The following is a 22,909-nucleotide window of genomic DNA, read 5'->3' as shown; positions in this document are numbered from 1 at the left end:
TAGAAAAATCAAAAGAAACAAAAACTCTCCACCCTGTCAGCCAGGAGCAGGGAGCGAAGAAAACGAGGAAAACCCGAGTCATGTGTGATACTGGAATACGTGCAAGACGAAACGAGTAAACCTAATCAGCCAGAACCTTCCGGCGGCGATGGTAAGGCCGTGGCTTACGGAATGATTGCCGGGATGATGGCTGGCACTGCCCTTGGGTTCATTATGAACAATATTGCCTTGGGGTTAGCTATCGGCGTAGGAGTTGGGAGCGCGCTAGGGGCAGGCTTCAGCGCAAGAAAACGCCCCAAATAAGCTCAAAAACACTAGGACGCATCTACGAGCGTGCTTTCAACAACTGCTCCATAACCTCATCACCCGGGGTCGTACCCGAATAGTCACTAGTGCAGTTAGCTCGCACAATCTCAAAAATCTCATACCAATACACGTTTGCCTGCTTACCAAAAGACTGGCTCATCGCAACGAACGGGGAAGCGATAGCAGCCCCCGTGGTTGGGTGCTTGCCGAGCAAACCGAACTTGGAGATCGCCTGCTCACACTGCACATACCGGGCGAAAGCCTGCGCGTAGGCCTCGACCAGGCGCTTAGAAACAAACCTGGTGCAGCCACGCTCATCAAGCCAGCGCCACGTCTCCCGATACACCAAATCAGCACCCAAGGGTTTGCCATCGCGCTGAACCTCCGACAGGTACTCGGAAGGCTCCGGCATTACCTCACCAGCAAGCACCGCGCCCTCGCCAACATTTGCGCCCTCGAAATCGAAAGGGCTCGCTAGCGGATCTTCAAGGCGAGTCGCAATCATACCCTTAGCGAGTTTCTCACTCAGCGGGTCTGGTTTCGCGCCAGCCCTCACGCGGCGCCCACCACGGTTCGTACCGTCTTTCGCCATGAAATCTCGCCTCCTTCCAGGTGATTAGCCCGGTGATGGAGGGCTTGCGGGTTAATACCCTGTTTGAATCGGTCTTTTTGCGTACGGTTGGCCCCGCCCGCTGACCTTCCCAAGAGCTGTAGAGATCGAGAGCCCCCTACCCCTCGCCAGGCTTTCGACGTTGGCTCGTGTTCGGCAAACGCCAGGCGGGTAGGCATCTTTGAGGTTCCAGATGATCGTCGCTCCAGCGGGCAACGTGTGGGCTCGTCAGTAGGTGTAGACCCGAGGTTGTTGCCGCCATCGGTCGTCATCGAGCGCGGTCTGTCTGGAGTGGCAGGGCTTGCACAGCGAACGGAGGTTCTCAAAGTCGTGGGTGCCGCCGTGTTCAAGCGGGATAACGTGGTGGACTTCCTGCACCGGCGTGTATCGCCCAGCCTCTAGGCAGTCCTCACACAGTGGATGGGCGGTGACGTAGGCGGCGCGGATCTTGCGCCAACGCGCGCCGTAGCGGCGGTTGATCTTCGGATCACGCTGATACTTCCGATACCGGGCGTCTTCCGCCTTCGCGTGCTGCTCGCAGTAGCGTTCACGGGTGAGCTCAGGGCAACCAGGGTGACAGCACGGGCGAGCTGGTTTGACTGGCATCGCGTTGCTCCTTCCCACTGGATGTGGTGAAGCCCCAAGTTCCCGTGTGGGTTCTTGGGGCTTCACCTAGTTTTCAACCACCTACATCATCTCAAAGGAAAAGAGGCAAATGCATCCGCTGTTCCTGACACCTTTTGGCGCGAGGGTGCAAAACCCTCACAAACGACCATACAGAGCGGTCGCAAGACGAGCCAGCGCGCGCGACTTCTTCTGGTAGGCGGTCGTGCGCTCGATGTAGAAGTGGTTACAGACCTGCTGAACTGCATCATCTTGTGTACCCTCGCCGAGGAAGAATGCTTCCAACACTAACCGGTCATCCTCGGAGAGGATCTCCCATGCGGGCAAGAACCAGTCCATGTACTGGCGCGCCTGCGCATACCGAGCCTTATAAGTGTCGATACGCTCGATCGTTGCAACGATCCTGTTCTCCGACGCGTGCAGATCACCCGAGGGCGGTGTGCCATCCATACGTGGGGATGCGGGGCTGGCTGCATCAGCATAGGCGGTTTTGATGGCGTCGTCGGTGGTGTCGATAATCTGTTCCATCACCGCATAATCCTGCAACGCAGCAATCGCTGCCTTACGAGTGTCGAGGTATTTGGTCATCACATGCATAAAAGTTCCTTCCTAGTGGTTGTGTGGATTTCTTGTGCGACCGCGTTGATCAACGCAGCCTGCGTAGCATCCTTCACATCAAGCGCACGCAAGACGGCTTCATCGAGCGTCCCTTCAGCAACAAGATGCGTGATCGTCACAGGTTCGGATTGCCCTTGCCGATAAAGCCTGGCGTTCGTCTGCTGGTAAAGCTCCAAAGACCAGGTGAGCGAAAACCACACCAGCAGATGCCCACCGGCCTGGAGGTTCAGACCGTGACCAGCCGATGCCGGGTGAATCAGCCCGAACGTGATCTCACCTTTGTTCCATGCCTCGATATCCGCGCTCGTTTTAAGTTCGCGAGCCTGCGGGAAGCGGGCAGTGATGCGCTCGCGGTCATGGGTAAACCAGTAGGCCACGAGCAGTGGGTTGCCGTTGGTTGCCTCAACAAGGTCTTCTAGAGCGTCAAGCTTCCGATCATGCACAGAAGCCCAGTCGCCATCGCCGGTGTAGATCGCGCCCGACGCCAACTGCAGCAACTTGCCCGACAACGCAGCAGCATTCGCGGCATCAATCGTCTCGTCACCAAGTTGGAGAACGAGGTCGGCTTTCAACTGTTCGTAGACCTTGCGCTCTTTCGGCTCCAACTTCACGGACGTGGTCGTCACCGTCAGCTCTGGTAGCTGCAAGTGGTCGGTGGTTCGCATCGACAACGTCATGTCACCAATCGCCCCGTAGATCTCATCCTCAGCACCCGCGCGGGGCTTGTAGGTGAACACCTGCATCCCGTTCCTTTTGTCAGGCACGAACCAACGCTCGCGGTAACGAGTAATGAAACGACCGAGCCTTTCGCCTCCATCGAGGAGTCGGAATTGCGCCCACACGTCCATCAGCCCGTTCGACGCTGGCGTTCCGGTCAGGCCGACCCAGCGCTTGACGAAGGGTCGCATTTTCACCAATGCCGTGAACCGTTTTGCGCGATGGTTTTTGAAGCTGGAGAGTTCGTCGATGACGACCATGTCGAACGGCCAGCTACCGTTGAGTTGGTTCACGAGCCATGGGATGTTTTCACGGTTGATGATGGTCACCATCGCAGACTTGGCTAACGCCGCCAGCCGGTCTTGTTTGGTGCCAACAGCAACCGCGACGGCGAGCCCATCAAGGTGATCCCACTTGGCTATCTCGGCGGACCACGTATCCCGGGCAACACGCAACGGAGCGATTACCAATACGCGGCTGATCGTGAAGTAGTCGAGCATGAGCTGCCAGATCGCGGTCAACGTGATCACCGATTTACCTAAACCCATCCCAAGGAGGATCGCTGCTTCGGGGTGGTCGATGATGTATTGGGTCGCCTGCCGCTGGTAGTTATGCGGCTGATAGTGCATCAAGCACCTCCTGTATGTCGTCAACCGAATCAACGACCAATGCGGTGAAGCCTTGGTAGCGGAGTTGATTCATCCGACGTAATTGGATTGGCCTGGGGTTCTGTCCTGGTACTTTCAATTCGACGAAGACAGCCCGGTTTCTCATCAGGCATATCCGGTCGGGTACGCCGATGGTTCCAGGGCAGACGAGCTTCCAGCACAAGCCACCGATGTCTTCAACGGCTTTCTTGAGCTTCGCTTCGATTGTTCTTTCATTCATGACTTTTCCTTGAGTTGTCAAGGGTTGTGTTGGTCATGTAGGTCTAGTTCTAAACCTCTATATAGAAGTATTTTTTTGGCTTCTATATAAAGGGCTAGTACCGACGTACACGACCAACACACCCGTCGTTAGTTGAGCTCGAATTCGTCAAGCAAGCGAAGTCCTCGGATGAGTTTTCCGCGATTGTTTCGACGCGAGGTGAAGCCGTTTTTCTCCACGGCCGCATAGAAATCACTCGTTGAGCGCACGTACTCGCTACGGCTAAGCGCCCAAGCCCTGTAGGAGGAATAGAGCGCCCCAGACTTCTCTTCAAGACCTGGGTCGAGCTCGCAGCATTCGTCGAGGAAGTGGGCGAACCAGTCGTTGGCCGCCCGATACTTCTCCGACGCTTCTACTACGCAGGCGGGTGGGACGAGCCGATAGTTCTCGGCGTGGATCAGGCGTGCGCCTTCCATGATCCAGGCGAGGACTGCGCCGCCTGCTTGTTCGAAGAGGTGGTCTGCATAGTTCTTCACATCCACACTGGGCTGGATGGTTTGGGTGAAGGGGATGACGACAAGCCGCCTCCAGATACCGGTATCCGTCGCCCCGACTTTGGGCAGGTGGTTCGTGTAGAGCACGAGGGTGTGGGAGGGGGTGAAGGAGAAGGGGTCTTTGTATTTCTTCTCCGCCGCGATCTTGTCCGTCGAGGAGGTTGAAAGGCGCACGCCTTCGTCGTTCTCACCTGCGATCAGGAGGCGGCGGGCCCTTGTTTCAGCCATTTCGTGTTTGGCGTTGTTCTTTTTGCCCGCAATCAACACCTCTGCCGAGATGGTCTCCGAATAGGAGCCAAGGACGCGGGCGATAGTGTTCCAAAACGTCGACTTACCGTTGTTGCCATCCCCGTAGGCGATGATGAGGGCTTCGATGAGCACCTTGCCAATCGCGGCCAGCCCGCAGACGCGTTGGACGTAGGCGATGAGTTCTTGGTCGCCGCCGAAGGTCAGCTCGAGGGAATCACGCCACACCTGCGCGCCAATATCGCTGGGGTCGGTGGCGGTTTGCTTGGTCAACATGTCCGCAGGGTCATGATCACGCCTACTCCCGTCACGCAGATCCCACGTCCCAGTTGGGGTGTTGAGCAAATACGCGTCAGCGTCGAGAATCTCTGGGTTGATGAGCGTGAGGGGTCTTGCTTGGCGCATGACGGCTTGGATCGTGCGGTCGGAGCGGCATTTGTAGATGAACTTCTGCCACTCTTGGGCAGCTGTCAGTTCCCGATACGCCTGCGCCTGCTTAGGGTTGAACATTCCCAGCGCTTTGGTTTTCGTCATGGCCATGAGCATGGCTGTCACCCCGAGCTCGCTGGCGCGTTGACTGATGGCCTCGAGCTCAGCATCGACTTGCTCTAACTGGCGGGTGGTGAGTTCTTGGACGACGTGTTGGACTTTGGGTTCGTTTTCCTCCCACACCCCGTCTTCGTAAACCATCCACGCTGTTGCTGGCGAGTAACAGATCCGATTCGCATATTCACTGGCGAGGACCATGGCTTGGCCGACATCAGTGAAATCCTCCGGCTTCAAACTCGTCAACTGCGCGTATGCTTCGGGTGGCAGGTAGTCGGGGTTGGCTGCAACTTTCGTTGCGAACCTGCACGCCGAGTTCCAAATCGTCGCCAACTCCGAATCGCTGAGCGGTGGTTCGCACAGCGATGCTTTGCGGTCGAACAAGTCACGCGCCTGGTCGGTCTGCCCGTAGCGGATGAGCACCCTGCCTGCGAAGCGCGACAAGGTGGCATTACGGGAGCCTTCACCAATCACGAGAGTGCTTTGATCGAAGGCAGCAAACACATCCTGTTCGTCAGCCGCATCCAACCATGCATCGAGGAGCTGGTCGCCCTCATGCACCGTAACTTGTGGGTTAGGGGTGCCGTAGATGAACCTTCCTGCGTCCAGAGCGTTGCGGTCAAAGAAACCAAACCGGCTAGCGAGGCGATGCTTCAATCTTGCGTATTCGTCTGCGTCGTGTACTTCGTGGATTGGGAAGTAGACGTGGAAACGCGGCCGGGCGGAGAGCACGCCTTTCGGCTTCATGTGATTACGCGAGGTGGCGGTCATGAACTCGACCCCAGCCATCACCTCGCCAAGCTTCTCTGGTGTGATCCACTCGGTTTGGGTTTCGGTGTGGTCGTTGTCGATATCCATCACCACGCAATTCGAGGAGATGAAGGCTGCGCTGGAGCGGCGGTCATTCACATAGGTGGCTGCCACATGATCAAAACCTGTGACTACCGATAGCGAGGCCGCGTCAGTGACCTGATGTGGGTTAGGGTAGTGGTTGTTGTTCTGCACGCCAGCAAAAGTGGTGGCGAACAAAGTGATCGGCGTGGTCATGGGGTGACCTCCTTGAAATCAGAATCGAAATACTTGATGGGTAGGTCGAGGTCGCGTGCCCAGCCGATTTCTAGGCGCATACCAGGGCTAACGTGACCCACGTATGCCCACAGGGCTTCGCACTTGGCGAGTAGCACACGGTTGAAAAACATCGCCATCTCACGCTGATCAGGATCGGCGTCATCCATAAACTGGGGATAGTGCAGGTGTGGAGCGAACGGAATCTTGCCCGCGCTCACTGCGAAGGAACAGAATTGGCGGGCGAGCTCAACGTTCGCTTCCGTGTCGCCTGAGTATGGCGAGCAGATATAAACCAAGGGCCGGTAGCCGAACTGTTCACGCTGGAACTTCTTGAGCGCGTGGTAGCTCGTCAGGTCCAGATAGCCTTCGGTGTTCTTCTTCGAGAATCCGATATCGAGTGTCGTGGCGGTCATGCTTGCACCTGACCTTCACGCTCAATCACTGGGAGGATGCCGAGCTGGTTCTTGAGAACCTCGTAAATGAACAGGCGGCCCTTTTGTGTCCAGTAGGTGTGAATCCGGGTGCGGTTGCCGTCGTCAATGACGTGGGTTTTGGTGTCGGTGTAACCGTTGCCTGCGTGCCGTGCGTAGAGCAGCCACACCCCCGATTGCTTGTACTGAATACCGAGTTCGTGAAGGAGCTGGTTGAGCTTGCGACCAGAAAGCCCATAGTCCTTCGCGATCACCGTGATCGGCAAAGCGTCCTTAGCTTCGAGAACCATGTCGTAGTAGGACAGTTTCGGCTTCGCTTCAGCCAGGGCTTGGGCTTGAGCAAGATTCTGCAACGTGAGCTCTGCGGTTTTGCGGCGTTCAGCGACGTACGCATCGAGCACTTTGAGGAGCGCTTCGGGATTAGTGACCAGCTCGTCGGTGGCATACAGGCCATAGCGACGGATTGACGGCAGCACCTCGTGGGTGACCCAACGCTTGAACGCTTTCGCTTCTGATTTGCGTGATGCCATGATCAGCGCGTAGAGGCCGGGCTCGTTGACGCACCATGTAGCACCGCCAGAGAACCCTAAGTTGAACTTAGCCTTCTCATCGGCATCGAGACGCGAAACGGCAACCGAGGGGTTCGTGAGATCTAGGGCCTGGCAGATATCGGTGGCGATGAACCATGTCTGATCATTAGCGGTGAAGCTGCGTACCTGCCCGAAACGGTCGTTGGTGAAGGTTTGGATGGTTTTGCCCATGACAGGCTCCTGTTCTGAGAGCCAAATAGACGAATGTGCGCCGGTTGGTGCGAGAAGCTCTCAGTGGTAGGCCGCAAACCTTCAAGGAGTTACCCCTGGGCGGGTTTGTGGTCACTGAGCTTTGGGGCTCTCGCACATACGCCCTCGAGCACCACCCAATCCGGACGGGTGCCATGGAAATTGCTTCACACGAGATGCCACGTATACCCCGCAGACAAACAGTGCTGCGGGAGTGAACATGGATGGTATGAGTGAGATTGATAAAGCAACGGTGTGGGCGATGGTGAAAAACATGCGCCTGTTCGCCTTCATGGAATATCTGCGCGACCTCGACAACGACCCAGCACCGAATGCTGCGAATCAGCAGATCACTGCGTATCTTCGAGAGTTCATGACAACCGATCCAAACGTGCTTCTCAGTGACGAGTAGAAGCGGCGCTGGCTAGTTCCATCATGATTCCTGCACGCCAACTCGCTTGGTGATAGAAGTGTTTCTCGTTCGATACGAAACTAGAATTGCGTTATGGGAAGGATCTACGGCTACTACGAGTGGGACGAGACGGTTGGCAACCCTGGACACAGGGACGATGGTTCGCTTCATCAGAACCTCTACAACGAAGATCGAGTATTGTCCGGTCACGCCCGCTTCGTACCCGATGAAGATCGCTTGAATTCGGCAGACGAATACTCGTATGAGAACACGTTTGTCACCTCTGACTATCGCCGCGAATCTGAAGAATCCAATGAGCTCGCCGAAGCAATCGGTACACTTCTTGTCGCAGTTACGGTGGCAGGGATAGCCAAGGCGGCTCCTCACGTCAAACAGTGGTGGCAAGAAACAGCGCGACCTGCTGTCAACCGTCAAGCGAAACGGATCCGCAACATCGGACGAAAGAAGAAGTCTGATGAGCCCGAGACACAGGTGCTCGATCCAGCATGCGACGAGCATGCCGCCATTGAACGAGATCAAAGACAGGTGATGTCCCGTCAAGAGGCAATGGCGCGGATTATCGCAGGGCTTGCAGCAAAGGCGTATAGCGACGAACAGCTACGCATGGTCAAATCCGCGCGAATTGTGGATGTTGAAGATTACGCAGAAATTGAACAAGCGCTTTCGCAGATTCCTTCTGAGCAGCTACAAGCTCTAATTCTCAAGATGGTTAAGAACCCGGCGCTTCTAGAAGACGGATCACTCGCAAACCTCGCAAGCATGCTCAACCCATCGAACCAGTACCTCGGGTTGACCCCTGAGCCAATCAAGCGGGAAGATCCAAATATTTAGTCCTTGCGATAGTAATTACACTCGTACCCGTCCGCATCCAGCGGCAGGCCTTCAGCCCAGGCCGGGAGCGTGGACATGAGCTTGCACGCATCGGCGACGGCGAAGTCCAAGTTTGTGGGTTCATCGATGACGATCTCGTCATGAACATGCATCACAATCCGATGCCCCGCCTTGGCGACTGCGTGCATGCCAACCACGAGCAGGTCACGAGCGATCGCCTGGACGATGTTCTCGACCAGCTTCCCGCCGTAGGTTTCTAACTGTCCCCAGCGGCGTGCTGTGGTGGTTCCGGTGTAGGTGATGGACGTACCGCCCCAACGATTCTCACCCAGACGCGGCTGCACATAGGCAAGCCGTCTACCCGAGGGTAGTTCGATGAAGAGAATCCCGGACTCAACGCTAAAGCGCAGGTTGCGCAGCCGGATCGGCTGGCGCGACGAGATCGCGGCGATAGCGGCTTGTTCAACGTCTGCCCAGAGTTGGACGATGTGTGGGTTGGCTTGCCGCCATGCGTCCACGATTGGTTTGAGTTCGTGCTCGGCTAAGCCCATGGTGAAGGCTCCCATGGCTTTGAGCGCTCCGACGGAGCCGCCATAACCACAGGCGAGCACCGCGATCTTCCCCTTCTGCCGAAGCTCGCCATTAATGCCGTGTTTTTCGACCGGGACGTCGAACATACGCGATGCGGTTTCGCAGTAGAGGTCTTTGCCCTCACGGAAGGCGGCCAGGGTAGTTGTTTCTCCTGCAAGCCATGCGATAACGCGCGCCTCGATTGCAGAAAAGTCCGCAACGATAAACCTGTGCCCAGGTGAAGGGATAAACGCGGTGCGGATGAGTTGGCTGAGGGTGTCGGGCACGGACTCGTAGAGTAGCTCAAGTGCGTCGAGGTTGCCTGTTTGGACGAGCGAGCGGGCTTGGTCAAGATCAGGCAGGTAATTCCTGGGCAGGTTTTGGACTTGGACGAGGCGTCCGGCGAAACGTCCGGTGCGTCCTGCGCCGTAAAACTGGATCAGCCCGCGCGCACGACCATCAGCGCCTGCGACGTTGTGCATCGCCTGGTATTTCTTCACCGAAGATTTCGCCAGATCACCGCGCAGTTCGAGGACTTCCTTCACCACGCCAGTCGCGGTATCGAGGGCGGCATCGACCTCGGCTTTCGCTAGCGATTCGAGTTCGCAACCTCTGGTGACAAGCCATTGTTTGAGCTGGATCGGCGAATTGAGATTGTCCAACCCCGTGAGCTTCTGCGCACGCGCAAGCGACGCGTTACGGTGATGTTCATCCACGGCAACGGCGTTGTCCACGAGCGTGTGGTCGAGAAGAATCCCAGCATCATTAATGCATTGGTCAAGAGCGTAGGTGTCCCATTCGGCCTCTGGCATCGGAAAAAACGCCAGTCTGTCGTGGATAGCGAGCTCAACTTCAACGTCACGACGATTGTAGTCGATAAACCGCGCCCACCCGGTCGGATCAGCCGATGGTGGATTCCTGCGTTTGCCGCCGTTCAGGACTGAGGGTGTGGCGGGTGTGCAGAACTGCTTGATCAGCTTCTTGCCTACTGTGTCTTTTTGGACGTCGAGTTTGAGGACGGCGGCCACTGCGTCGAGGCTCATCGGCAGACCAAGGTAGGCCGACCAGATCATAGTGCACCGCCACTGCCTTGGGTCAAGAAACCCCTCACCGAGAAGCTCCGAATGATGCGCTCGTAGCCACGCTGACAAGCAGACACGTTCGAAGGCGGCGTTATGCGCCCACTTGACCACGGATGAATCTACCAGTGCTGCCAGCACCTCGTCGGGCATTGATTGTCCGCCTGCGAGATCCACCACTTTGACTGGGCCACCGTCGATCGAATATCCGAAGAGGAGCAGGTCGAAGTCGGGGTGTTCGGCATACAGGTAGACGCCTGTCTTGGCGAGTTGGGCGGGGCTGAAAGATTCGATATCGCAGAAGAGTGTTCGCATGACGGGGTTCCTTTCACGTCAGAGGAAAATGTGGAGGGAACCAACAATGAACGCTGGTTCCCTCCACGATTGGAGTTGGTTAGTTCAGGAAGTCGTCATCAGCCGCGAAGGAACCGAAGTCAGTCTCAGCGCTCACGCGCCCGCCGCCAAGGCTCTCGCCGTCACGGGTCTTTTGAATGTTCCCCAGTCCGCAGGCGATGCCACGGTTGCCGTTCGTGTTAAACGCATAGAAGGACAGGGACACGCGGGCGTAGCAGCCCGAGTAGACCTCGGCACGATCAAGAATCGGCGCGACGCTCTGATCGACGATCTGCGGAGCCGTCAGAGAGTTCGCGTTGAGGAAGTAGGCGCCCTTGTAGGCTTCGTCGTCACGCTCAATATCCCCATCACGCAGCGGCAGCTTGAGGGCGGCCTTGTTGGGTCGCTTGCCCCCAAACTTCCCGATACCTGCTTCGATGGCTGCGTCCACGGCCTTCTCGATCGCAGTGATCGTGGCGGTATCAGTCTTGGGGATGATCAGGGAGACGGAGTACTTGGGTTTGCCGCCTTGGATGGAGTTCGGCTCCCACACGTGTGCGTAGGATAGGCGGACTTCGCCGGTCACAATACGGGTCGGATTCTGAGTAGTCATAATCTTGTTCTTCTTTCTGTTCGTTACTTGTTTGGTTGAAAATCGCTGGCCGCACTCACCAGGTCAAGCGCTGGCCGCTTGTCGGATACAGGAACCAGGGTGGGTTTGCCTGCAGGTTTGGTCACGAGGTCGCCGAGGATCTCGTTGAAGGTGGGTTTACCCATCAGCTTTTCCATTGCTGTAAGAGTGATGAGCTTGCGGTCATAGATGTCCCTATATCCAGCCGCTTCAGCCGCTGCAGCGACGTCGGTTTCGGAGCTGTATTTGCGTACCGACCGTCCGGCTACAAGCTTGAACCCCTCAAAGACCACGCCCTGGTTGACGGCCTTTGAGAGCGCGTAGGCTTCGACATCCGCCGCCCAGGTTTTGAGCTGCGGAATCCGTGTGAGCACGTCAGCAATCTCTACGTCCGACAGTTCTGCTGGTGGGGCGAACTCCAGCTTGGCAAGTTGAAGGTTGGCTTCGGCTCGTGCCCGACACGTGGGTGCGATCTTGCAAAACTGACACCACGAGCCCGGACAAAACTCGCCCTCGCCAGCCGAGGCCAGCTCAGCCTTCGGTTTCACCTCGGTCTCAGCCCACTGTTCGAGCTCGGCAACAGAAATTTCCCAGGTGTCGACGTTGCCCCGGCGCGGCTGATAGATCGTCACCGCCACCGTCTCGATGTCATACAGGCTCCCGAAGGCGTGAAGGGCTCCGAGCGCATACAACATCAACTGCGGATTGTTCGCGGCCTCGACGAGGACGCCTTGCCCGTACTTAAGATCAATGATCTGGAGTACGGGTTCGGCGATGATGACGCAATCCCCGGTGCCAAAACCGCCAGGAACAATATGGGAGAAGTCCAGGCGTTGCTCGATCAGCACCTGCGGATCACCACAGGATTGCTCTGCTAACGAGATATGTTCTTGGACGTAAGCGATGTAGTCGTCAGTCAAGGTTTCCATCTCGTCATCAATCCAGGCCGAGACCGGACGTTTCGAGCGCTGCTTGAGTGCTCGGCGGAGTTTGTGCTCAGCCAGTGCATGGGCGGCGGTGCCTTGCTCGGCAGCCGCCGACGTCGACTCCGGCTCATCGGATTCCAGACGCGCCGAGGGCGGACAGTTAAGCCACCTGTGAGCACCAGAAGCTGAGAGGAGTGCGTGATCAGACGGTGCCATCAGCGATCTCCTTCGCCCGATCGAGCAACCAGCCAAACTTTGCTGGATCCACCGCTGAGAGCTTGTCGGCACCGGCCTCGACGATCAGCTCACGCACCTTCGCCGTATGCCCTTGCGCTGAAAGTTGCGCAAGGACGCCGCGCACGTCCTCCAACGTCACCGCAGGTTCAGGCTCCGTAACTGGAGATGTGGCTGGTTTTTCTTCGTGCGCTGGGGAACGGCTTGGTTCTGGTGTGCCAACTAGTCGTGCGGCTGGTATCGGGCGGTCACCGATCATTCCGGCATGGTCTTCAACCTGCTCATACCAGTCATCTTCGAGGGCTTGCGCCTGATCACACGCATAGGCGGCGGCCTGGTTCCATGCATTGATCAGGTTGTTACGGGTCTGGAAATCCATCATCGCCCCTCACCTCCCGCGCGCCCGTTGAGAGCGTCAGCCAAGACCATGAGGTCGTCATCAGGTTCGATAATTTCGACGCTGCCAACCTGACGACCAGGCACGAGGACAGTGACGCGTTGCCTACGGCCGAGGATCCTGGCCAAGAGTCGTTCACGCAGGCTGACGGTACGGGCGGAAACCAGCGAGTCATCTGGCGCATCGTCGGTGACGTTGATGCGAAGCTTGTGCTTTGTCATAAGTTTTCCCCTTCCTGGAGGATTCGAATCAGTGCTTGCCACCGTGTGGGGCTTGCACTCATACGTCCTCGGGACGGGGTGAATCCGGACGGGTCGGGCCGAACATCTTGTGGATTCGCTTCACAGCACGGTTGACGGAGTTACGCACCGCGTCAGCCAGCTTGTTGATCTCTACCTGATCTGCGTCGGGGTGCTCAGAACGCGCGATGTCGGCGTACGACATCCCCTCGCCGAGTGAGAGCGTCACGTACTTCCGTTGCCGGGGGTTGAGTGGAAGCAAGATTTCAGCAAGGATCCTCTGTGATTCTTCTTCAGCTTCTGCTCGCAGGTAGGCTTCCTCGGGATCCTCAATATTGACGGCGTAGAGGGCACGGTCGGCAGGAAGTTCAATCTCCCAATCCGAATAACTCGTGTCGCCCCGTTTACGCGCGTTCTCGTAATCACGGAAGCGCTTATAGGCATCCTGCGCCCACGCGATCTTCCAGTCGGCTTGGTAGTCAGGATTAAGGATCTGCTCGCGCAGCACGTTCGCCCGCTCGACGCTGGCCGCATAAACGTCCGAGCCTTCTTCCTTGAGCGCCTCGTCGGGTTCAGGCAGATCAAACAGTTCAATCCACGCCCAGCCTTTGGCGGACGGCACATAGAGGTGCCAATGTTCCTGCCCGTTCGAGTCGGTCTTGCAGCGGCTGGCGTACGGGCGAGGTTGCGGTTGAGAAGTAGATATAGCCACGGTGGGCTCCCTTCGGAATGAAGGGAGGCCCGTTCAGAGGTATGGAGTTGTGCCGGTCAGTAGGGAGGCGCTCAAGGAATAGCGAAGGCGGGCACCTACGTATAGATGCCCGCCGACGTGCCTCGAACGGATCTCCCGATTGACGGTTGACCACCGTGCTCGATCACAGCTCGGCGTTGCAGGAACCTCGACCACGGGTGTGGCTGAGCCTCCTTGGCGAGACCCGAGCTGTCGACCGCTAGAGCCTCACGTGTAGGTATGTGCGGCAGCTGGTACTCAGCCGTCGACGCCGGAGTACGCCACAACGGGTTCGCGCTCGTGTCGTTGCGACCTGTTACCATCTTCTGCGGTAACATGTGAAGAAGTTCTTCACGAACGCGATCCGGCGTGATGTACTCCGAATACCTGTTTTCAGCCTAGGAATCGGGGTCTGCCGGGCTGTGAGAAAACGTGAGGACCTGTCGTGAGAAACCGTGAGACTTTTTGCGTAGGAGGGTGATGAAGTTCTTCGAGCTGGCCGATGCGCTGCAGCCTGCCGTGCCGGGAGGCTTGTCACGAGCTCCCTACCTGCGCGAGCTGATTTCGATGTTCACCAACGTCACCGAAGCCGAATGGACGACACGGAACGACCCCTCAGTGCTACCGTCTGACGCGACGTTGGAGTCGATGGCGTCCAGGGACAGCGCGTTTACGAAGAAGCTGGCGAAAGCGATCACTGCCCGGTGGGGCATCATGAACTTCGTGACCGTCCTAGACGAGCTGGAGCTGGAGACCCAGCAGCTGATCACGGACAACATCACCGCCTACGGCGAGCATGTTCGTCTTGACCATTTCCCCGCCGACGTGGCGCGTCTGCTCGTGGAGATCGTTCATGCGAAAGCCGGCACAGATCATGGCAAGCAGCAAGTGCTCTCGCAGATCGCTATCCAAGCTGCCCGCGTGAGGTACGAGAAACTTGTGGTGGCTCGCTCGCGCGGCTGCACCGAATGTGGCACTCCGCTGAGGGTGATCGCGCATGGGCAACAGGCCGACTCCTACGAGATGGTGTTCCTCGACGCTGACGGTGACGAGTACGGCCCAGACGACTTCGCCGCGCTGTGCAAGCCGTGTGCCGAGAAATACGGGCTCGCTCACACGCCGACCGATGTGGACAGGCTACGGCAGCAGAACCGGCTGTGGTCGCTGAGCGACCGGATCGATGAGGGGCTCGTTCCGCTCGGCCTGGACGGCAAGATCGCCGAACTACTCATGGCGATTCATAACCTTCCGGTCGAAGACCTCGCCCCGGACGTCACCTACGACGTGATGCCGATGCAAGACAAGCTCGCCGATAAGAAACTGGTACGGCGCGTCCGCGACCACATGAGCATTTACGAAACCAGAGTGCGCGAGACAGCGAAAGCCCTCCAAGAGGAAGGAAAGCTCGACTTTGAACGGATGCGTGATGATATTTGGGGTGCCTGGCGCGTCCTGGCTGACGCTGGCCTGAGCCAGGATGAGATCTGGACCAGGCTCACTGCATGGATTGACCAGCACACGAACATCGACGATTACGCGTGCGGGGTGGTCGTCTCGTTCTTGACCCAGATCTGTGAACTGTTCAAACCAAGGAGGTCAATCCTGGCATGATCAGGCTTCCCAACAAGCTCTACCGGTTCAACGAGACCGTGCTCGCGGACTTTGTCACCATTCTCAAGACCCTCAGCGCCGAGCCTGTGCCGGTTCTTGACCTGCAGCGCCGCCTCGCCGACAAGCTACGCACCGAAGACCTCATCGACGCCCTCACCCTCCTGCTCACCCTCGGGGTGCTCGACCTAGATGCCAGTAAGGGGGTGGTCAGTCGTGCTCACTAGGCTCTGGTCACCCGCATTCCACCGCAACGGCAAGCCGCGACCTGTCATCACCATGCACGCCGGGGTAAACATCATCGAAGGTGCCGATCAAGCACAAAACTCGATCGGCAAATCCACACTTCTCCAAATCATCGACTTCATATACGCTGGGAATGACTTCCTGAACTCCGACGCTGTACGCCTCCCGCAAGCCGTCGGCCACCACGCCATTCACTTCACCCTCAGGCTGAACGGCACGGAGCACCACTTCGTCCGCGCCACCGACCGGCCCGGGTTCATCACCCGCTATCACGACCCCGACTGGCAGGAGATGGTCGAAGATCTCACCCTGGCCGAGTACCAGCAGTTCCTGCTCGACGAGTACGGCCTCGGGGATACCGGCGGTACCTGGCGTGAACTGGTCGGGCGGTTCAGCCGTGTCGATGAACGCGACATGGCGCTCCTCGACCGCCCCTTGACCGCAGCTGTACGAGCTAACGACATCGACGGCGCAAAAGCGCTACTTCGGCTCTTCGGCGCGTACGAGGAGATCGACAAGATCCAATCTCGCTACGACCAGGTGCGCAAAGAAGTCGAAGCGCTCAGCGCGATGGCGAAAGGTAAGTACTCCAGCTACATCAAGTTCACTACGAAGAAGGAACGCGACGCAGCTCAGAAGGAACTCCTCGAAGCCCGTAGTGAAGCCAAGCAGTTGCGCACCCACGCTGACCTCGACCTGTTCGAAACAGAACGCCAAGCCAGGCAGGAGCAGGCACAGCGACGTGCGGAGCTACGACCACTCACACAGCAGCTCGATGCGATCAACAGCAGACTCGCCATCGTGGAAGCCACCCTTTCTGGGCAGACGCGCATCACCACCCGTGACCTGGAAGAGTTCTACGAGTTCTTCCCGACCGCGAACCGTGAATCCTTAGAAACCATCGAGTACTACCACCACCAGCTCACCGGCATTCTCGAAGACCAGCTCTGTGAGCAGCAACGCCACTACCAGGCGCAAGCCGCCAAGCTGCAGGTCGCGATCCGCAACCTGCAAGCCCAAATCCTGGCGCTCGGCGAGTCCGTGCAGCTCGATGACGAGATCTACGACCAGTCCGCCGAGATCCAAGCCAAGACCAACCGTCTCGAAGAGCAAATCCGCACCTTCGACCACAACCAGGAGCTGAAGAAGGAACGCAAACAGCTCAAACAAGAAATCGATGAGGCGATCCCCAACACCCTCGGGCATCTCACCGACACGATCAACGCGCAGATGAAAACCGTCAACGATGCTCTCTACCCACAGCAGCACCGCAAGAGCCCTCTATTCACGTTCAAGGCCGCAACGAAAGGGGTCTCCTACACGTTCGACCACAACGGAGACACAGGCTCTGGCGCTAAGGCCAAGCACCTTATCGTGTTCGACCTCGCCGTGCTGCGCAGCACACCGCTGCCGTTCCTCATCCATGACTCGGCGATCATTAAACCCGTCGCCTTCGCGCCCGTGAGGGAACTGCTCGCCATCTACGCCAGCAGCGGCACGCTAGAAAGTGGTGCGGGTGAACCCAAGCAGGTGTTCTTCTCCTTCGACGCCACCAAGGCCTATGGAACCGGAGCCGAAGAAGTCGTCGCCGAGAACCAAATCATCCACCTCGACGAAGGCGCCGAAGCCCTCTACGGCTTCACCTGGAACCTCGAAACCGACCAGCACGAAGCAGGAGACGACCAGTCGTGATCATCACCTTCAAACCACTATGGAAACTCCTCATCGACCGCGACATGACCAGAGAAGACCTACGGCACCAAACGGGGCTATCACCAGCCACCATCGCGAAATTGGGTAAGGACGGCAACGTCACCACCGACGTCCTAGCACGCATCTGCGAAGCACTCGGCTGCACCATCGCTGACATATGTGAGAGTACGACCAGCAACCATCACCCCTCGTCGGGATCTCCTCCACAGCGCTGATGGAGACTTGCTAACTAGATTTCAGTTCAGCTATGACATTGATGCTGAACAGATACCCTAAAAGAAGGCTTCTTGATTATGACTTCAACGATTCGCCCACTACCTGATCGGGAATCCTGTTTCAGGCAGACAACAGAGATTCTCGAAAAAGATGCGAGGTTCATTTCTGACCATGCTGTTGTCATCCAGGGAGATGCGGCCGAGGTATTAGAAAAGTTCCCTGATGACTCAGTTTCCCTAATTCTCACAGACCCGCCATATCATTCGACAAAAAAAGCCAATATCGCTAACGATAGAGCCTTTCGGGAGGACGAGGACTTCCTGGCATGGATGGAAACATTTGCGGTTCAGTGGAAGAGGATCCTGCGCCCCAGTGGAACCGTTTATGTATTCTGCTCGTCTGCGATGTCGGCGAGACTTGAAATCATGTTTTCCAAGTACTTTCGACCGATTGGGCATATTACATGGTCGAAGCCGAACGATCCTGGCTATGACGGCTGGAAAGGGAAAATGAAGAAGGAGGCATTGAGGAGTTGGTACCCACACTCGGAGCGAATTCTGATGTTCGAGCACGGGCAATACGGGTCTTGGGAGGCCTATCGGCGGTCACCTCTTGGGCAATTTTTGCAAGATAAACGGAAACAAGCCGGCTTGACCATGAAGGCCTTGACTGAAGAAGTTGGGGCATACGGCAAGGTTAACCATGGTGGCGCGGTTGCAAACTGGGAGGCGGGGCGAAACATCCCTAGTCATGATCAATATGAAAAAATATGCGCGGCAATTATAGCGACTGGCAAAGTTGCGGAGATGCCAAAATACGAGGACGTGGTTCGGCCAATGTTCCTGTCCAACGACGTGAACTTCATAGATGTTTGGGATTTTCCGAGCGTGCGACCTTTCCGTGGTAAGCATCCAGCCGAAAAGCCCTCTGCATTGCTGGAGCATATGATTAAAGCGTCAAGCTATGAGGATGACGTTGTACTCGACTGTTTTGCAGGGTCGGGTTCAACAGCCGTCGCTGCGGTTGGCTTGGGAAGGAAGGCCATCGTTGTAGAACTCGAGGAGAAATGGGTGGAACGAACCATTAAGGATCTCGAGTTTATCGCTCAGGAGGAACCGTCGTTCAAGAGCTCGGTGGCATCACGTGAATCTGAGATGCTAGCCGGGACGTTGTTTGACGTCTGACTATGCCAACCGCTTCTGCGGTTTCTATCGACAACAACATCCATCCACTCCAGTGTACCTTCAATGCCTGAGTCTTTTGTGACTACGTTGCAAAAGTGATGACCCCAGCCAAGGTTGTAAGGCTTGTGTTGAAACTTTCCGACACGCAATTCTTCGATATGAAACAAGCTGACTTCAGTGACAGTTATATCCCAAGTCTCACGACCTTCAGCCTGTTCACCACGCTTGAAAAACAGTGAGGCCGGAATCCGCTCTAGGCACAATGGGCAAATCGTTGCGTTTTCAGCATCAAGTATCCTCATTTTGCGCAATAAATCTGTATCAAACAGACCTTCGTCGGATGCAGAGTTAAGTACTGAATCTCGACGAAAGATTGCGTCAGATTTCTTCATGCCCTCTTCGACAACTGCTTCGATCGAATCGGACGATTGCCAAAAATACGCTTCCAGCTGAAGTCGAGCCCTTCTAATAGTTTCCCTAGAAGCGTACTCGTACACTCGGATGCCTGCACCTCGCAACGATTTTTCGTTATATCCGATACTGATACGTTTGTCTTTTTCAGAAGTGGTGCTGTGCATGCGCGCTAAGAGCGTGCCGTTAATCGGAGCAATTCTGCTCGTTGGGGGCACCAGCGGCAGCCCATTTGGCAGTAAATCCCCTTCCTTCAGACCCAAAGAGTTCCATTGCGACCTCTTTTGAAAGTAGAGGACTGCATTGACTCCCAGTTCGACACCCTCAGCTTTAAGGATCGCATCCGCATTGCCTGTTGCCAAATACCAATCGGGGTCAAGGAGAACAATAAATCCGTTTTCGTACTTCTCGGTGCCATCATCGGGAATTTTGCAGGCATCCCAGAAATCCCAAGGGATAAGTACAGTGCTATTTCGCAGAACCCGGTTCTGGTAGATCTCCTGGATCGCAGCGCCTCGAGTCTGACCTGTCTTGTATAGCTTCCGTTCGATCAGGCTTGGAAGTTTTGGAAGTCTCCTTGACTTGCTCATTTACACATTCTATCCTGCGGAGCCCCGCAGTGTGTCTAGACGCGCGCTACAGAGACACGGTTGTAGTACCGGTGAAGGGGGCAGGGTAGAACGTTTCGGCGTTTCCCACACTTTTTGGCACTTCACTTCCTGCCGTGCCCGTCACGGTTCACGGTGCCTTGCTGCGTCTCCGGGGCAGGGTAAGCGCTGGAACCCCGTCGTCAGCTTGAACCGTCCGGCCACTCACCCTATACCGTGTTCTCCCTAGTCGCGGGCTGTTTTCGCTCCATCCGCTTCAGCCGCTTCCCACAAGCCCTTGTGTCCAACTCAGTACGGTCTGCGATCCTACGTGCGGAACAGGAGGTTTTTTGATTTCCGCGATGCACAGAATGCTTTCCATGGCGGACACAGACGTTCAGAGAAAGAGTATCAAGAAGAAACAGCTCCACGGTTTCGAGCTTCAGAGCAATATGTTCGCCGTGGCAGCTGCCAATATGATTTTACGTAAAGATGGAAACAGTAATTTGGAATGCTGTGATTTCTTGCGTAAGAATACAGCTCAGGTGCAACTCAAAGGTGCGACGGTCGGTTTGATGAACCCACCCTACTCACAGGGTACGAAGGCGGATACGGAGCAGCATGAGCTTTCGTTCATTGAGCATCTTTTGGACTCATTGACGGTCGGAGCGAGAGCTGCTGTTATTGTTCCTCAGTCATCAATGACAGGTAAGAGCAAAGCTGAGAAGCAATTCAAAAATAGTATTCTGGATAAACATACGCTTGAGGGAGTCATTACCTGCAATTCGGAGACGTTCTATGGTGTCGGCGTGAATCCGGTTATTGCTATTTTTACCGCAAATGAAAAACACGATAAGAGAAAAGTTTGTAAGTTTATCGACTTCCGCGACGATGGTTATGAAGTTCGCGCTCACGTTGGACTGCTAGAGGGTGATTCTGCTAAGGATAAGCGACAGCACTTACTAGATGTGTGGTTTGGGCGTGTAGAGGCTCCGTCAAAGTTCTGTGTGGAATCGACAATTGAACCTGGTGATGAGTGGTTACACAGCTTCTATTATTTTAACGACGAGATACCGACCGACAAAGACTTCGAGAAAGTCATCGGAGACTACCTGACGTTTGAATTCTCGATGGTCATGCAGAACCGCGAGTATCTGTTTGAGGATAATAAGGAGAGCGATGTAAATGCAGTCACTGAGTAATAGAAAGTGGAGAGCGCAACAAATTAAAAGATTGTTCAATAAGTTCGTTCCTGGTAAAGGAAAAGGTCTAAACCATTTAAAAATAACACGAAAAGGAGTTAATTATATAGGTGCAACTAACCGTGGAAATGGTGTTCTTTGTGTGGTTGAAGATAACAATACTACACACAAATTGATTCAACCGGGAAATTGTATTGGTTTCATTAAAAATGGCGACGGGTCTGCCGGATATGCAATGTATAAAGAAGAGCTATTCATATCTACAAGCGACGTTATCTACGGTTATGCTGATTGGCTTAATCGAGATACAGGACTATTTTTCGTTGCAACACAGGATAAGATTCAAGAAAAGTACGGTCATGGGTACAAGCGTAATCTGCAACATTTGCATGGTGATAGAGTTATGCTTCCATTTGAAGATTCTGGTGAACCTGATTACAAATTTATGGCACAGTATGCTTCTCGATTGAGAGAGGATATGCTTATACGCTATAAGAAATATATTACTGGGCAGCTTTCCCAGTTGAAATACAAAGAGCTTCCAGCGCTAAATGAAAAAAGGTGGAATAGATTTAGAGCATTTGGCAAACACGGCTTATTTAAGATTGCTTCTACCAGAAGTAGCATTGATGGAATCAGAATCATCGATAGTAATATAAAAAATATCCCATATGTTACAAGAACAGATGCAAATAACGGTATTTCCCGCTTTGTAAGTGATAAGAATCTTTTATTCGGTTCAGACGATGCAAACTGCATTACAATAGGACTAGATACGCAAACTGCATTTTGGCAATCTCACCTTTTCGTGACAGGTCAGAACATTCAAATAATAACCGGCTCTCAATTGAATTTATGGTCAGCCCAGTTCTTAATTCCACTTTTTAAGAATCAGATGAAAGCAAAATTTAATTGGGGTGGTAATGGAGCAACTCTTTCTCGTATGAAGCGTATTGAATTAATGCTTCCCGTGAACGATACAGGCACACCTGATTACGTTTACATGGAGCAATATGTTAAGAACATGATGCTTCGTAAGTATCAACAATATCTTGAATTCTTAGATCGTCGCGACGATTAATTACTTCACTACTCTCGATACTTTTTTTGCTGATATTTTTAATACTAAATACATCTTCCGGGAACGTGAATACAAACAAACACTATACGACATTAGCGCAGCTATAATGCAATGTTTTAGTCTTCTGTAAGCAGAGCATAAACTAGTAAAAGATCATAGATAATTAATCTGTAAGAGGTGCACAGTGATTACCACCTGTTTCAGGAGTGCCACGTCTACCGAATCTGTTCAATTCCGTTGCCCTCGCCCCAGGCTTTGTCGGCGGTTAGGACGGTGGCGTTGAGTCTTTTGCCGAGGGCGCGGCAGAGGCGGTCGCCCAGGGAGACGCTCGTGCCGGGCTGCCACAACTGTGCCGCCGCCACCGCGTCAGATTCGCTGACATCGCGCACTTTCAGGCCGTAGGAGAACAGCAAGTTCGTGGGCAGGGAAACGTCCGCCCCACGGGAGAGTAGCTTTTGGATGACCTCTGACCAGTTCGCGGCGCTCACCACACCCTGGTCTAGTGCCTACTCCACGCGCTGCCAACCGGGTTCCTCTTGCAAAAATGCCAGCAGAGCCGAGGCGTCTAAGACGAACATTACGCAGATTCTTCCTGAGCCGCGCTGCGTCGTTCCGCGATGAGTTCTTGAACCAGGCTTCCCGCCCCAATTTGCTTATTTACCAGCTGTTTTGCCTGTTCGCGGGTCATGGCGATGACTCCGTGCGGAGTTTCGAGCATCAGCAGCTGGGTGCCTTGCTCCCACTTTTGGTTGTGGCGCAGCGCCGAGGGAATGACCAGGCGCCCCCTATCTCACACAACGGTCGCATATGTGGTACTCATACAATGAGTGTACCACATGGGGAATTCGCGTGTACTCCAATGCGGACGCATAAACTGCCACGCAACGTTGAA

General features: G+C 55.3%; 27 protein-coding genes. 10 read left to right on the top strand and 17 right to left on the bottom strand.

Going from position 1 to position 22,909, the window contains the following annotated elements:
• The first annotated feature begins 99 nt into the window (after nt 1–99).
• Entirely contained in the window at nt 100–303 is a 204-nt protein-coding gene (locus HMPREF0574_RS02940; RefSeq protein WP_236585839.1) for a hypothetical protein, read from the top strand.
• Between the two features lie 22 nt (nt 304–325).
• Here the strand turns inward: HMPREF0574_RS02940 and HMPREF0574_RS02935 are convergent, their stop codons facing one another.
• From HMPREF0574_RS02935 to HMPREF0574_RS02900, 8 genes are all read right to left on the bottom strand, one after another.
• On the bottom strand, nt 326–898 hold the full coding sequence (locus HMPREF0574_RS02935) for a P27 family phage terminase small subunit (RefSeq protein WP_004007195.1): 573 nt from the start codon (nt 896–898) through the stop codon (nt 326–328).
• Between the two features lie 246 nt (nt 899–1,144).
• Entirely contained in the window at nt 1,145–1,522 is a 378-nt protein-coding gene (locus HMPREF0574_RS02930) for an HNH endonuclease (protein WP_036324858.1), read from the bottom strand.
• 156 nt (nt 1,523–1,678) lie between these two features.
• Nucleotides 1,679–2,137, bottom strand: coding sequence for a hypothetical protein (locus tag HMPREF0574_RS02925; protein WP_004007193.1), 459 nt, complete (start codon nt 2,135–2,137; stop codon nt 1,679–1,681).
• On the bottom strand, nt 2,128–3,504 hold the full coding sequence (locus HMPREF0574_RS02920) for a DEAD/DEAH box helicase (protein WP_004007192.1): 1,377 nt from the start codon (nt 3,502–3,504) through the stop codon (nt 2,128–2,130). Before HMPREF0574_RS02920 ends, HMPREF0574_RS02925 begins: the two co-directional genes overlap by 10 nt.
• A complete protein-coding gene (locus HMPREF0574_RS02915; protein ID WP_004007191.1) occupies nt 3,485–3,763 on the bottom strand; it encodes a VRR-NUC domain-containing protein in 279 nt (92 codons plus the stop codon). Before HMPREF0574_RS02915 ends, HMPREF0574_RS02920 begins: the two co-directional genes overlap by 20 nt.
• 128 nt (nt 3,764–3,891) lie before the next feature.
• Complete coding sequence (locus HMPREF0574_RS02910) at nt 3,892–6,135, bottom strand: phage/plasmid primase, P4 family (RefSeq protein ID WP_004007190.1); 2,244 nt, start codon at nt 6,133–6,135, stop codon at nt 3,892–3,894.
• Entirely contained in the window at nt 6,132–6,569 is a 438-nt protein-coding gene (locus tag HMPREF0574_RS02905; RefSeq protein ID WP_004007189.1) for a DUF7768 domain-containing protein, read from the bottom strand. The genes HMPREF0574_RS02910 and HMPREF0574_RS02905 overlap by 4 nt, the downstream gene beginning before the upstream one ends.
• On the bottom strand, nt 6,566–7,348 hold the full coding sequence (locus HMPREF0574_RS02900; RefSeq protein WP_004007188.1) for a phage antirepressor: 783 nt from the start codon (nt 7,346–7,348) through the stop codon (nt 6,566–6,568). Before HMPREF0574_RS02900 ends, HMPREF0574_RS02905 begins: the two co-directional genes overlap by 4 nt.
• A 247-nt stretch (nt 7,349–7,595) precedes the next feature.
• Here HMPREF0574_RS02900 and HMPREF0574_RS02895 point away from each other — a divergent pair, with 247 nt between their 5' ends.
• Together HMPREF0574_RS02895 and HMPREF0574_RS02890 are read left to right on the top strand one after the other, a co-directional pair.
• Nucleotides 7,596–7,778: a hypothetical protein gene (locus tag HMPREF0574_RS02895; RefSeq protein ID WP_139041185.1), complete on the top strand. Its 183-nt coding sequence runs from the start codon at nt 7,596–7,598 to the stop codon at nt 7,776–7,778.
• Nucleotides 7,779–7,871: 93 nt separating this feature from the next.
• On the top strand, nt 7,872–8,630 hold the full coding sequence (locus HMPREF0574_RS02890) for a hypothetical protein (protein WP_004007186.1): 759 nt from the start codon (nt 7,872–7,874) through the stop codon (nt 8,628–8,630).
• Here the strand turns inward: HMPREF0574_RS02890 and HMPREF0574_RS02885 are convergent.
• The 6 genes from HMPREF0574_RS02885 to HMPREF0574_RS02860 form a co-directional block, all read right to left on the bottom strand.
• On the bottom strand, nt 8,627–10,594 hold the full coding sequence (locus HMPREF0574_RS02885) for a DNA polymerase (RefSeq protein ID WP_004007185.1): 1,968 nt from the start codon (nt 10,592–10,594) through the stop codon (nt 8,627–8,629). The genes HMPREF0574_RS02890 and HMPREF0574_RS02885 overlap by 4 nt on opposite strands.
• Nucleotides 10,595–10,673: 79 nt before the next feature.
• The gene (locus tag HMPREF0574_RS02880; RefSeq protein WP_004007184.1) at nt 10,674–11,225 is read right to left on the bottom strand and encodes a DUF2815 family protein; all 552 of its coding nucleotides are present in this window, start codon (nt 11,223–11,225) and stop codon (nt 10,674–10,676) included.
• Nucleotides 11,226–11,248: 23 nt separating this feature from the next.
• Nucleotides 11,249–12,385: a DUF2800 domain-containing protein gene (locus HMPREF0574_RS02875; protein WP_004007183.1), complete on the bottom strand. Its 1,137-nt coding sequence runs from the start codon at nt 12,383–12,385 to the stop codon at nt 11,249–11,251.
• Complete coding sequence (locus HMPREF0574_RS02870; RefSeq protein WP_004007182.1) at nt 12,372–12,785, bottom strand: hypothetical protein; 414 nt, start codon at nt 12,783–12,785, stop codon at nt 12,372–12,374. The genes HMPREF0574_RS02875 and HMPREF0574_RS02870 overlap by 14 nt, the downstream gene beginning before the upstream one ends.
• The gene (locus tag HMPREF0574_RS02865) at nt 12,782–13,021 is read right to left on the bottom strand and encodes a hypothetical protein (RefSeq protein WP_004007181.1); all 240 of its coding nucleotides are present in this window, start codon (nt 13,019–13,021) and stop codon (nt 12,782–12,784) included. Before HMPREF0574_RS02865 ends, HMPREF0574_RS02870 begins: the two co-directional genes overlap by 4 nt.
• Nucleotides 13,022–13,079: 58 nt before the next feature.
• The gene (locus HMPREF0574_RS02860; RefSeq protein WP_201625884.1) at nt 13,080–13,751 is read right to left on the bottom strand and encodes an RNA polymerase sigma factor; all 672 of its coding nucleotides are present in this window, start codon (nt 13,749–13,751) and stop codon (nt 13,080–13,082) included.
• Between the two features lie 498 nt (nt 13,752–14,249).
• On the opposite strand from HMPREF0574_RS02860, the gene HMPREF0574_RS02855 reads away from it, so the two are divergent.
• The 5 genes from HMPREF0574_RS02855 (at nt 14,250) to HMPREF0574_RS02835 (ending at nt 18,736) form a co-directional block, all read left to right on the top strand.
• Nucleotides 14,250–15,380: an ABC-three component system protein gene (locus tag HMPREF0574_RS02855; RefSeq protein ID WP_004007179.1), complete on the top strand. Its 1,131-nt coding sequence runs from the start codon at nt 14,250–14,252 to the stop codon at nt 15,378–15,380.
• Nucleotides 15,377–15,604 carry an ABC-three component system middle component 7 gene (locus HMPREF0574_RS02850; protein WP_004007178.1) on the top strand — a complete coding sequence of 76 codons (228 nt, stop codon included), beginning with the start codon at nt 15,377–15,379 and terminating at the stop codon, nt 15,602–15,604. Before HMPREF0574_RS02855 ends, HMPREF0574_RS02850 begins: the two co-directional genes overlap by 4 nt.
• Nucleotides 15,594–17,315 carry a DUF2326 domain-containing protein gene (locus tag HMPREF0574_RS02845; protein ID WP_201625886.1) on the top strand — a complete coding sequence of 574 codons (1,722 nt, stop codon included), beginning with the start codon at nt 15,594–15,596 and terminating at the stop codon, nt 17,313–17,315. The genes HMPREF0574_RS02850 and HMPREF0574_RS02845 overlap by 11 nt, the downstream gene beginning before the upstream one ends.
• Complete coding sequence (locus tag HMPREF0574_RS02840; RefSeq protein ID WP_050748346.1) at nt 17,312–17,551, top strand: helix-turn-helix domain-containing protein; 240 nt, start codon at nt 17,312–17,314, stop codon at nt 17,549–17,551. Before HMPREF0574_RS02845 ends, HMPREF0574_RS02840 begins: the two co-directional genes overlap by 4 nt.
• A 78-nt stretch (nt 17,552–17,629) precedes the next feature.
• On the top strand, nt 17,630–18,736 hold the full coding sequence (locus HMPREF0574_RS02835) for a DNA methyltransferase (protein ID WP_004007176.1): 1,107 nt from the start codon (nt 17,630–17,632) through the stop codon (nt 18,734–18,736).
• Here HMPREF0574_RS02835 and HMPREF0574_RS02830 read toward each other — a convergent pair.
• The gene (locus tag HMPREF0574_RS02830; protein ID WP_004007175.1) at nt 18,658–19,737 is read right to left on the bottom strand and encodes a BstXI family restriction endonuclease; all 1,080 of its coding nucleotides are present in this window, start codon (nt 19,735–19,737) and stop codon (nt 18,658–18,660) included. The genes HMPREF0574_RS02835 and HMPREF0574_RS02830 overlap by 79 nt on opposite strands.
• A gap of 254 nt (nt 19,738–19,991) precedes the next feature.
• Here HMPREF0574_RS02830 and HMPREF0574_RS02825 point away from each other — a divergent pair, with 254 nt between their 5' ends.
• Together HMPREF0574_RS02825 and HMPREF0574_RS02820 are read left to right on the top strand one after the other, a co-directional pair.
• Entirely contained in the window at nt 19,992–20,936 is a 945-nt protein-coding gene (locus HMPREF0574_RS02825; RefSeq protein WP_256594132.1) for an HsdM family class I SAM-dependent methyltransferase, read from the top strand.
• Entirely contained in the window at nt 20,920–22,017 is a 1,098-nt protein-coding gene (locus HMPREF0574_RS02820) for a restriction endonuclease subunit S (protein WP_036324853.1), read from the top strand. Before HMPREF0574_RS02825 ends, HMPREF0574_RS02820 begins: the two co-directional genes overlap by 17 nt.
• Before the next feature lie 215 nt (nt 22,018–22,232).
• On the opposite strand, the gene HMPREF0574_RS02815 is transcribed toward HMPREF0574_RS02820, so the two are convergent.
• Together HMPREF0574_RS02815 and HMPREF0574_RS02810 are read right to left on the bottom strand one after the other, a co-directional pair.
• Entirely contained in the window at nt 22,233–22,505 is a 273-nt protein-coding gene (locus tag HMPREF0574_RS02815; RefSeq protein ID WP_236585841.1) for a PIN domain-containing protein, read from the bottom strand.
• Nucleotides 22,506–22,594: 89 nt separating this feature from the next.
• Nucleotides 22,595–22,735 (bottom strand): hypothetical protein, encoded by a 141-nt coding sequence (locus tag HMPREF0574_RS02810; RefSeq protein WP_004007171.1) that lies wholly within the window; start codon nt 22,733–22,735, stop codon nt 22,595–22,597.
• Nucleotides 22,736–22,909 lie beyond the last annotated feature (174 nt).

It is taken from the genome of Mobiluncus curtisii subsp. curtisii ATCC 35241 (assembly GCF_000146285.1).
GTDB classification, from domain to species: domain Bacteria; phylum Actinomycetota; class Actinomycetes; order Actinomycetales; family Actinomycetaceae; genus Mobiluncus; species Mobiluncus curtisii.
The sequence above is the reverse complement of the archived record's forward strand: the minus strand, read 5'-3'. Positions and strand labels throughout refer to the sequence as shown.

Excerpts from the sequence above, each read along its gene's own strand:
- HMPREF0574_RS02935 (WP_004007195.1), bottom strand. The coding sequence starts at position 898 with ATGGCGAAAGACGGTACGAACCGTGGTGGGCGCCGCGTGAGGGCTGGC.
- HMPREF0574_RS02930 (WP_036324858.1), bottom strand. The coding sequence starts at position 1,522 with ATGCCAGTCAAACCAGCTCGCCCGTGCTGTCACCCTGGTTGCCCTGAG.
- HMPREF0574_RS02925 (WP_004007193.1), bottom strand. The coding sequence starts at position 2,137 with ATGCATGTGATGACCAAATACCTCGACACTCGTAAGGCAGCGATTGCT.
- HMPREF0574_RS02920 (WP_004007192.1), bottom strand. The coding sequence starts at position 3,504 with ATGCACTATCAGCCGCATAACTACCAGCGGCAGGCGACCCAATACATC.
- HMPREF0574_RS02915 (WP_004007191.1), bottom strand. The coding sequence starts at position 3,763 with ATGAATGAAAGAACAATCGAAGCGAAGCTCAAGAAAGCCGTTGAAGAC.
- HMPREF0574_RS02910 (WP_004007190.1), bottom strand. The coding sequence starts at position 6,135 with ATGACCACGCCGATCACTTTGTTCGCCACCACTTTTGCTGGCGTGCAG.
- HMPREF0574_RS02905 (WP_004007189.1), bottom strand. The coding sequence starts at position 6,569 with ATGACCGCCACGACACTCGATATCGGATTCTCGAAGAAGAACACCGAA.
- HMPREF0574_RS02900 (WP_004007188.1), bottom strand. The coding sequence starts at position 7,348 with ATGGGCAAAACCATCCAAACCTTCACCAACGACCGTTTCGGGCAGGTA.
- HMPREF0574_RS02895 (WP_139041185.1), top strand. The coding sequence starts at position 7,596 with ATGAGTGAGATTGATAAAGCAACGGTGTGGGCGATGGTGAAAAACATG.
- HMPREF0574_RS02890 (WP_004007186.1), top strand. The coding sequence starts at position 7,872 with ATGGGAAGGATCTACGGCTACTACGAGTGGGACGAGACGGTTGGCAAC.
- HMPREF0574_RS02885 (WP_004007185.1), bottom strand. The coding sequence starts at position 10,594 with ATGCGAACACTCTTCTGCGATATCGAATCTTTCAGCCCCGCCCAACTC.
- HMPREF0574_RS02880 (WP_004007184.1), bottom strand. The coding sequence starts at position 11,225 with ATGACTACTCAGAATCCGACCCGTATTGTGACCGGCGAAGTCCGCCTA.
- HMPREF0574_RS02875 (WP_004007183.1), bottom strand. The coding sequence starts at position 12,385 with ATGGCACCGTCTGATCACGCACTCCTCTCAGCTTCTGGTGCTCACAGG.
- HMPREF0574_RS02870 (WP_004007182.1), bottom strand. The coding sequence starts at position 12,785 with ATGATGGATTTCCAGACCCGTAACAACCTGATCAATGCATGGAACCAG.
- HMPREF0574_RS02865 (WP_004007181.1), bottom strand. The coding sequence starts at position 13,021 with ATGACAAAGCACAAGCTTCGCATCAACGTCACCGACGATGCGCCAGAT.
- HMPREF0574_RS02855 (WP_004007179.1), top strand. The coding sequence starts at position 14,250 with ATGAAGTTCTTCGAGCTGGCCGATGCGCTGCAGCCTGCCGTGCCGGGA.
- HMPREF0574_RS02850 (WP_004007178.1), top strand. The coding sequence starts at position 15,377 with ATGATCAGGCTTCCCAACAAGCTCTACCGGTTCAACGAGACCGTGCTC.
- HMPREF0574_RS02835 (WP_004007176.1), top strand. The coding sequence starts at position 17,630 with ATGACTTCAACGATTCGCCCACTACCTGATCGGGAATCCTGTTTCAGG.
- HMPREF0574_RS02830 (WP_004007175.1), bottom strand. The coding sequence starts at position 19,737 with ATGAGCAAGTCAAGGAGACTTCCAAAACTTCCAAGCCTGATCGAACGG.
- HMPREF0574_RS02820 (WP_036324853.1), top strand. The coding sequence starts at position 20,920 with ATGCAGTCACTGAGTAATAGAAAGTGGAGAGCGCAACAAATTAAAAGA.
- HMPREF0574_RS02810 (WP_004007171.1), bottom strand. The coding sequence starts at position 22,735 with ATGCTCGAAACTCCGCACGGAGTCATCGCCATGACCCGCGAACAGGCA.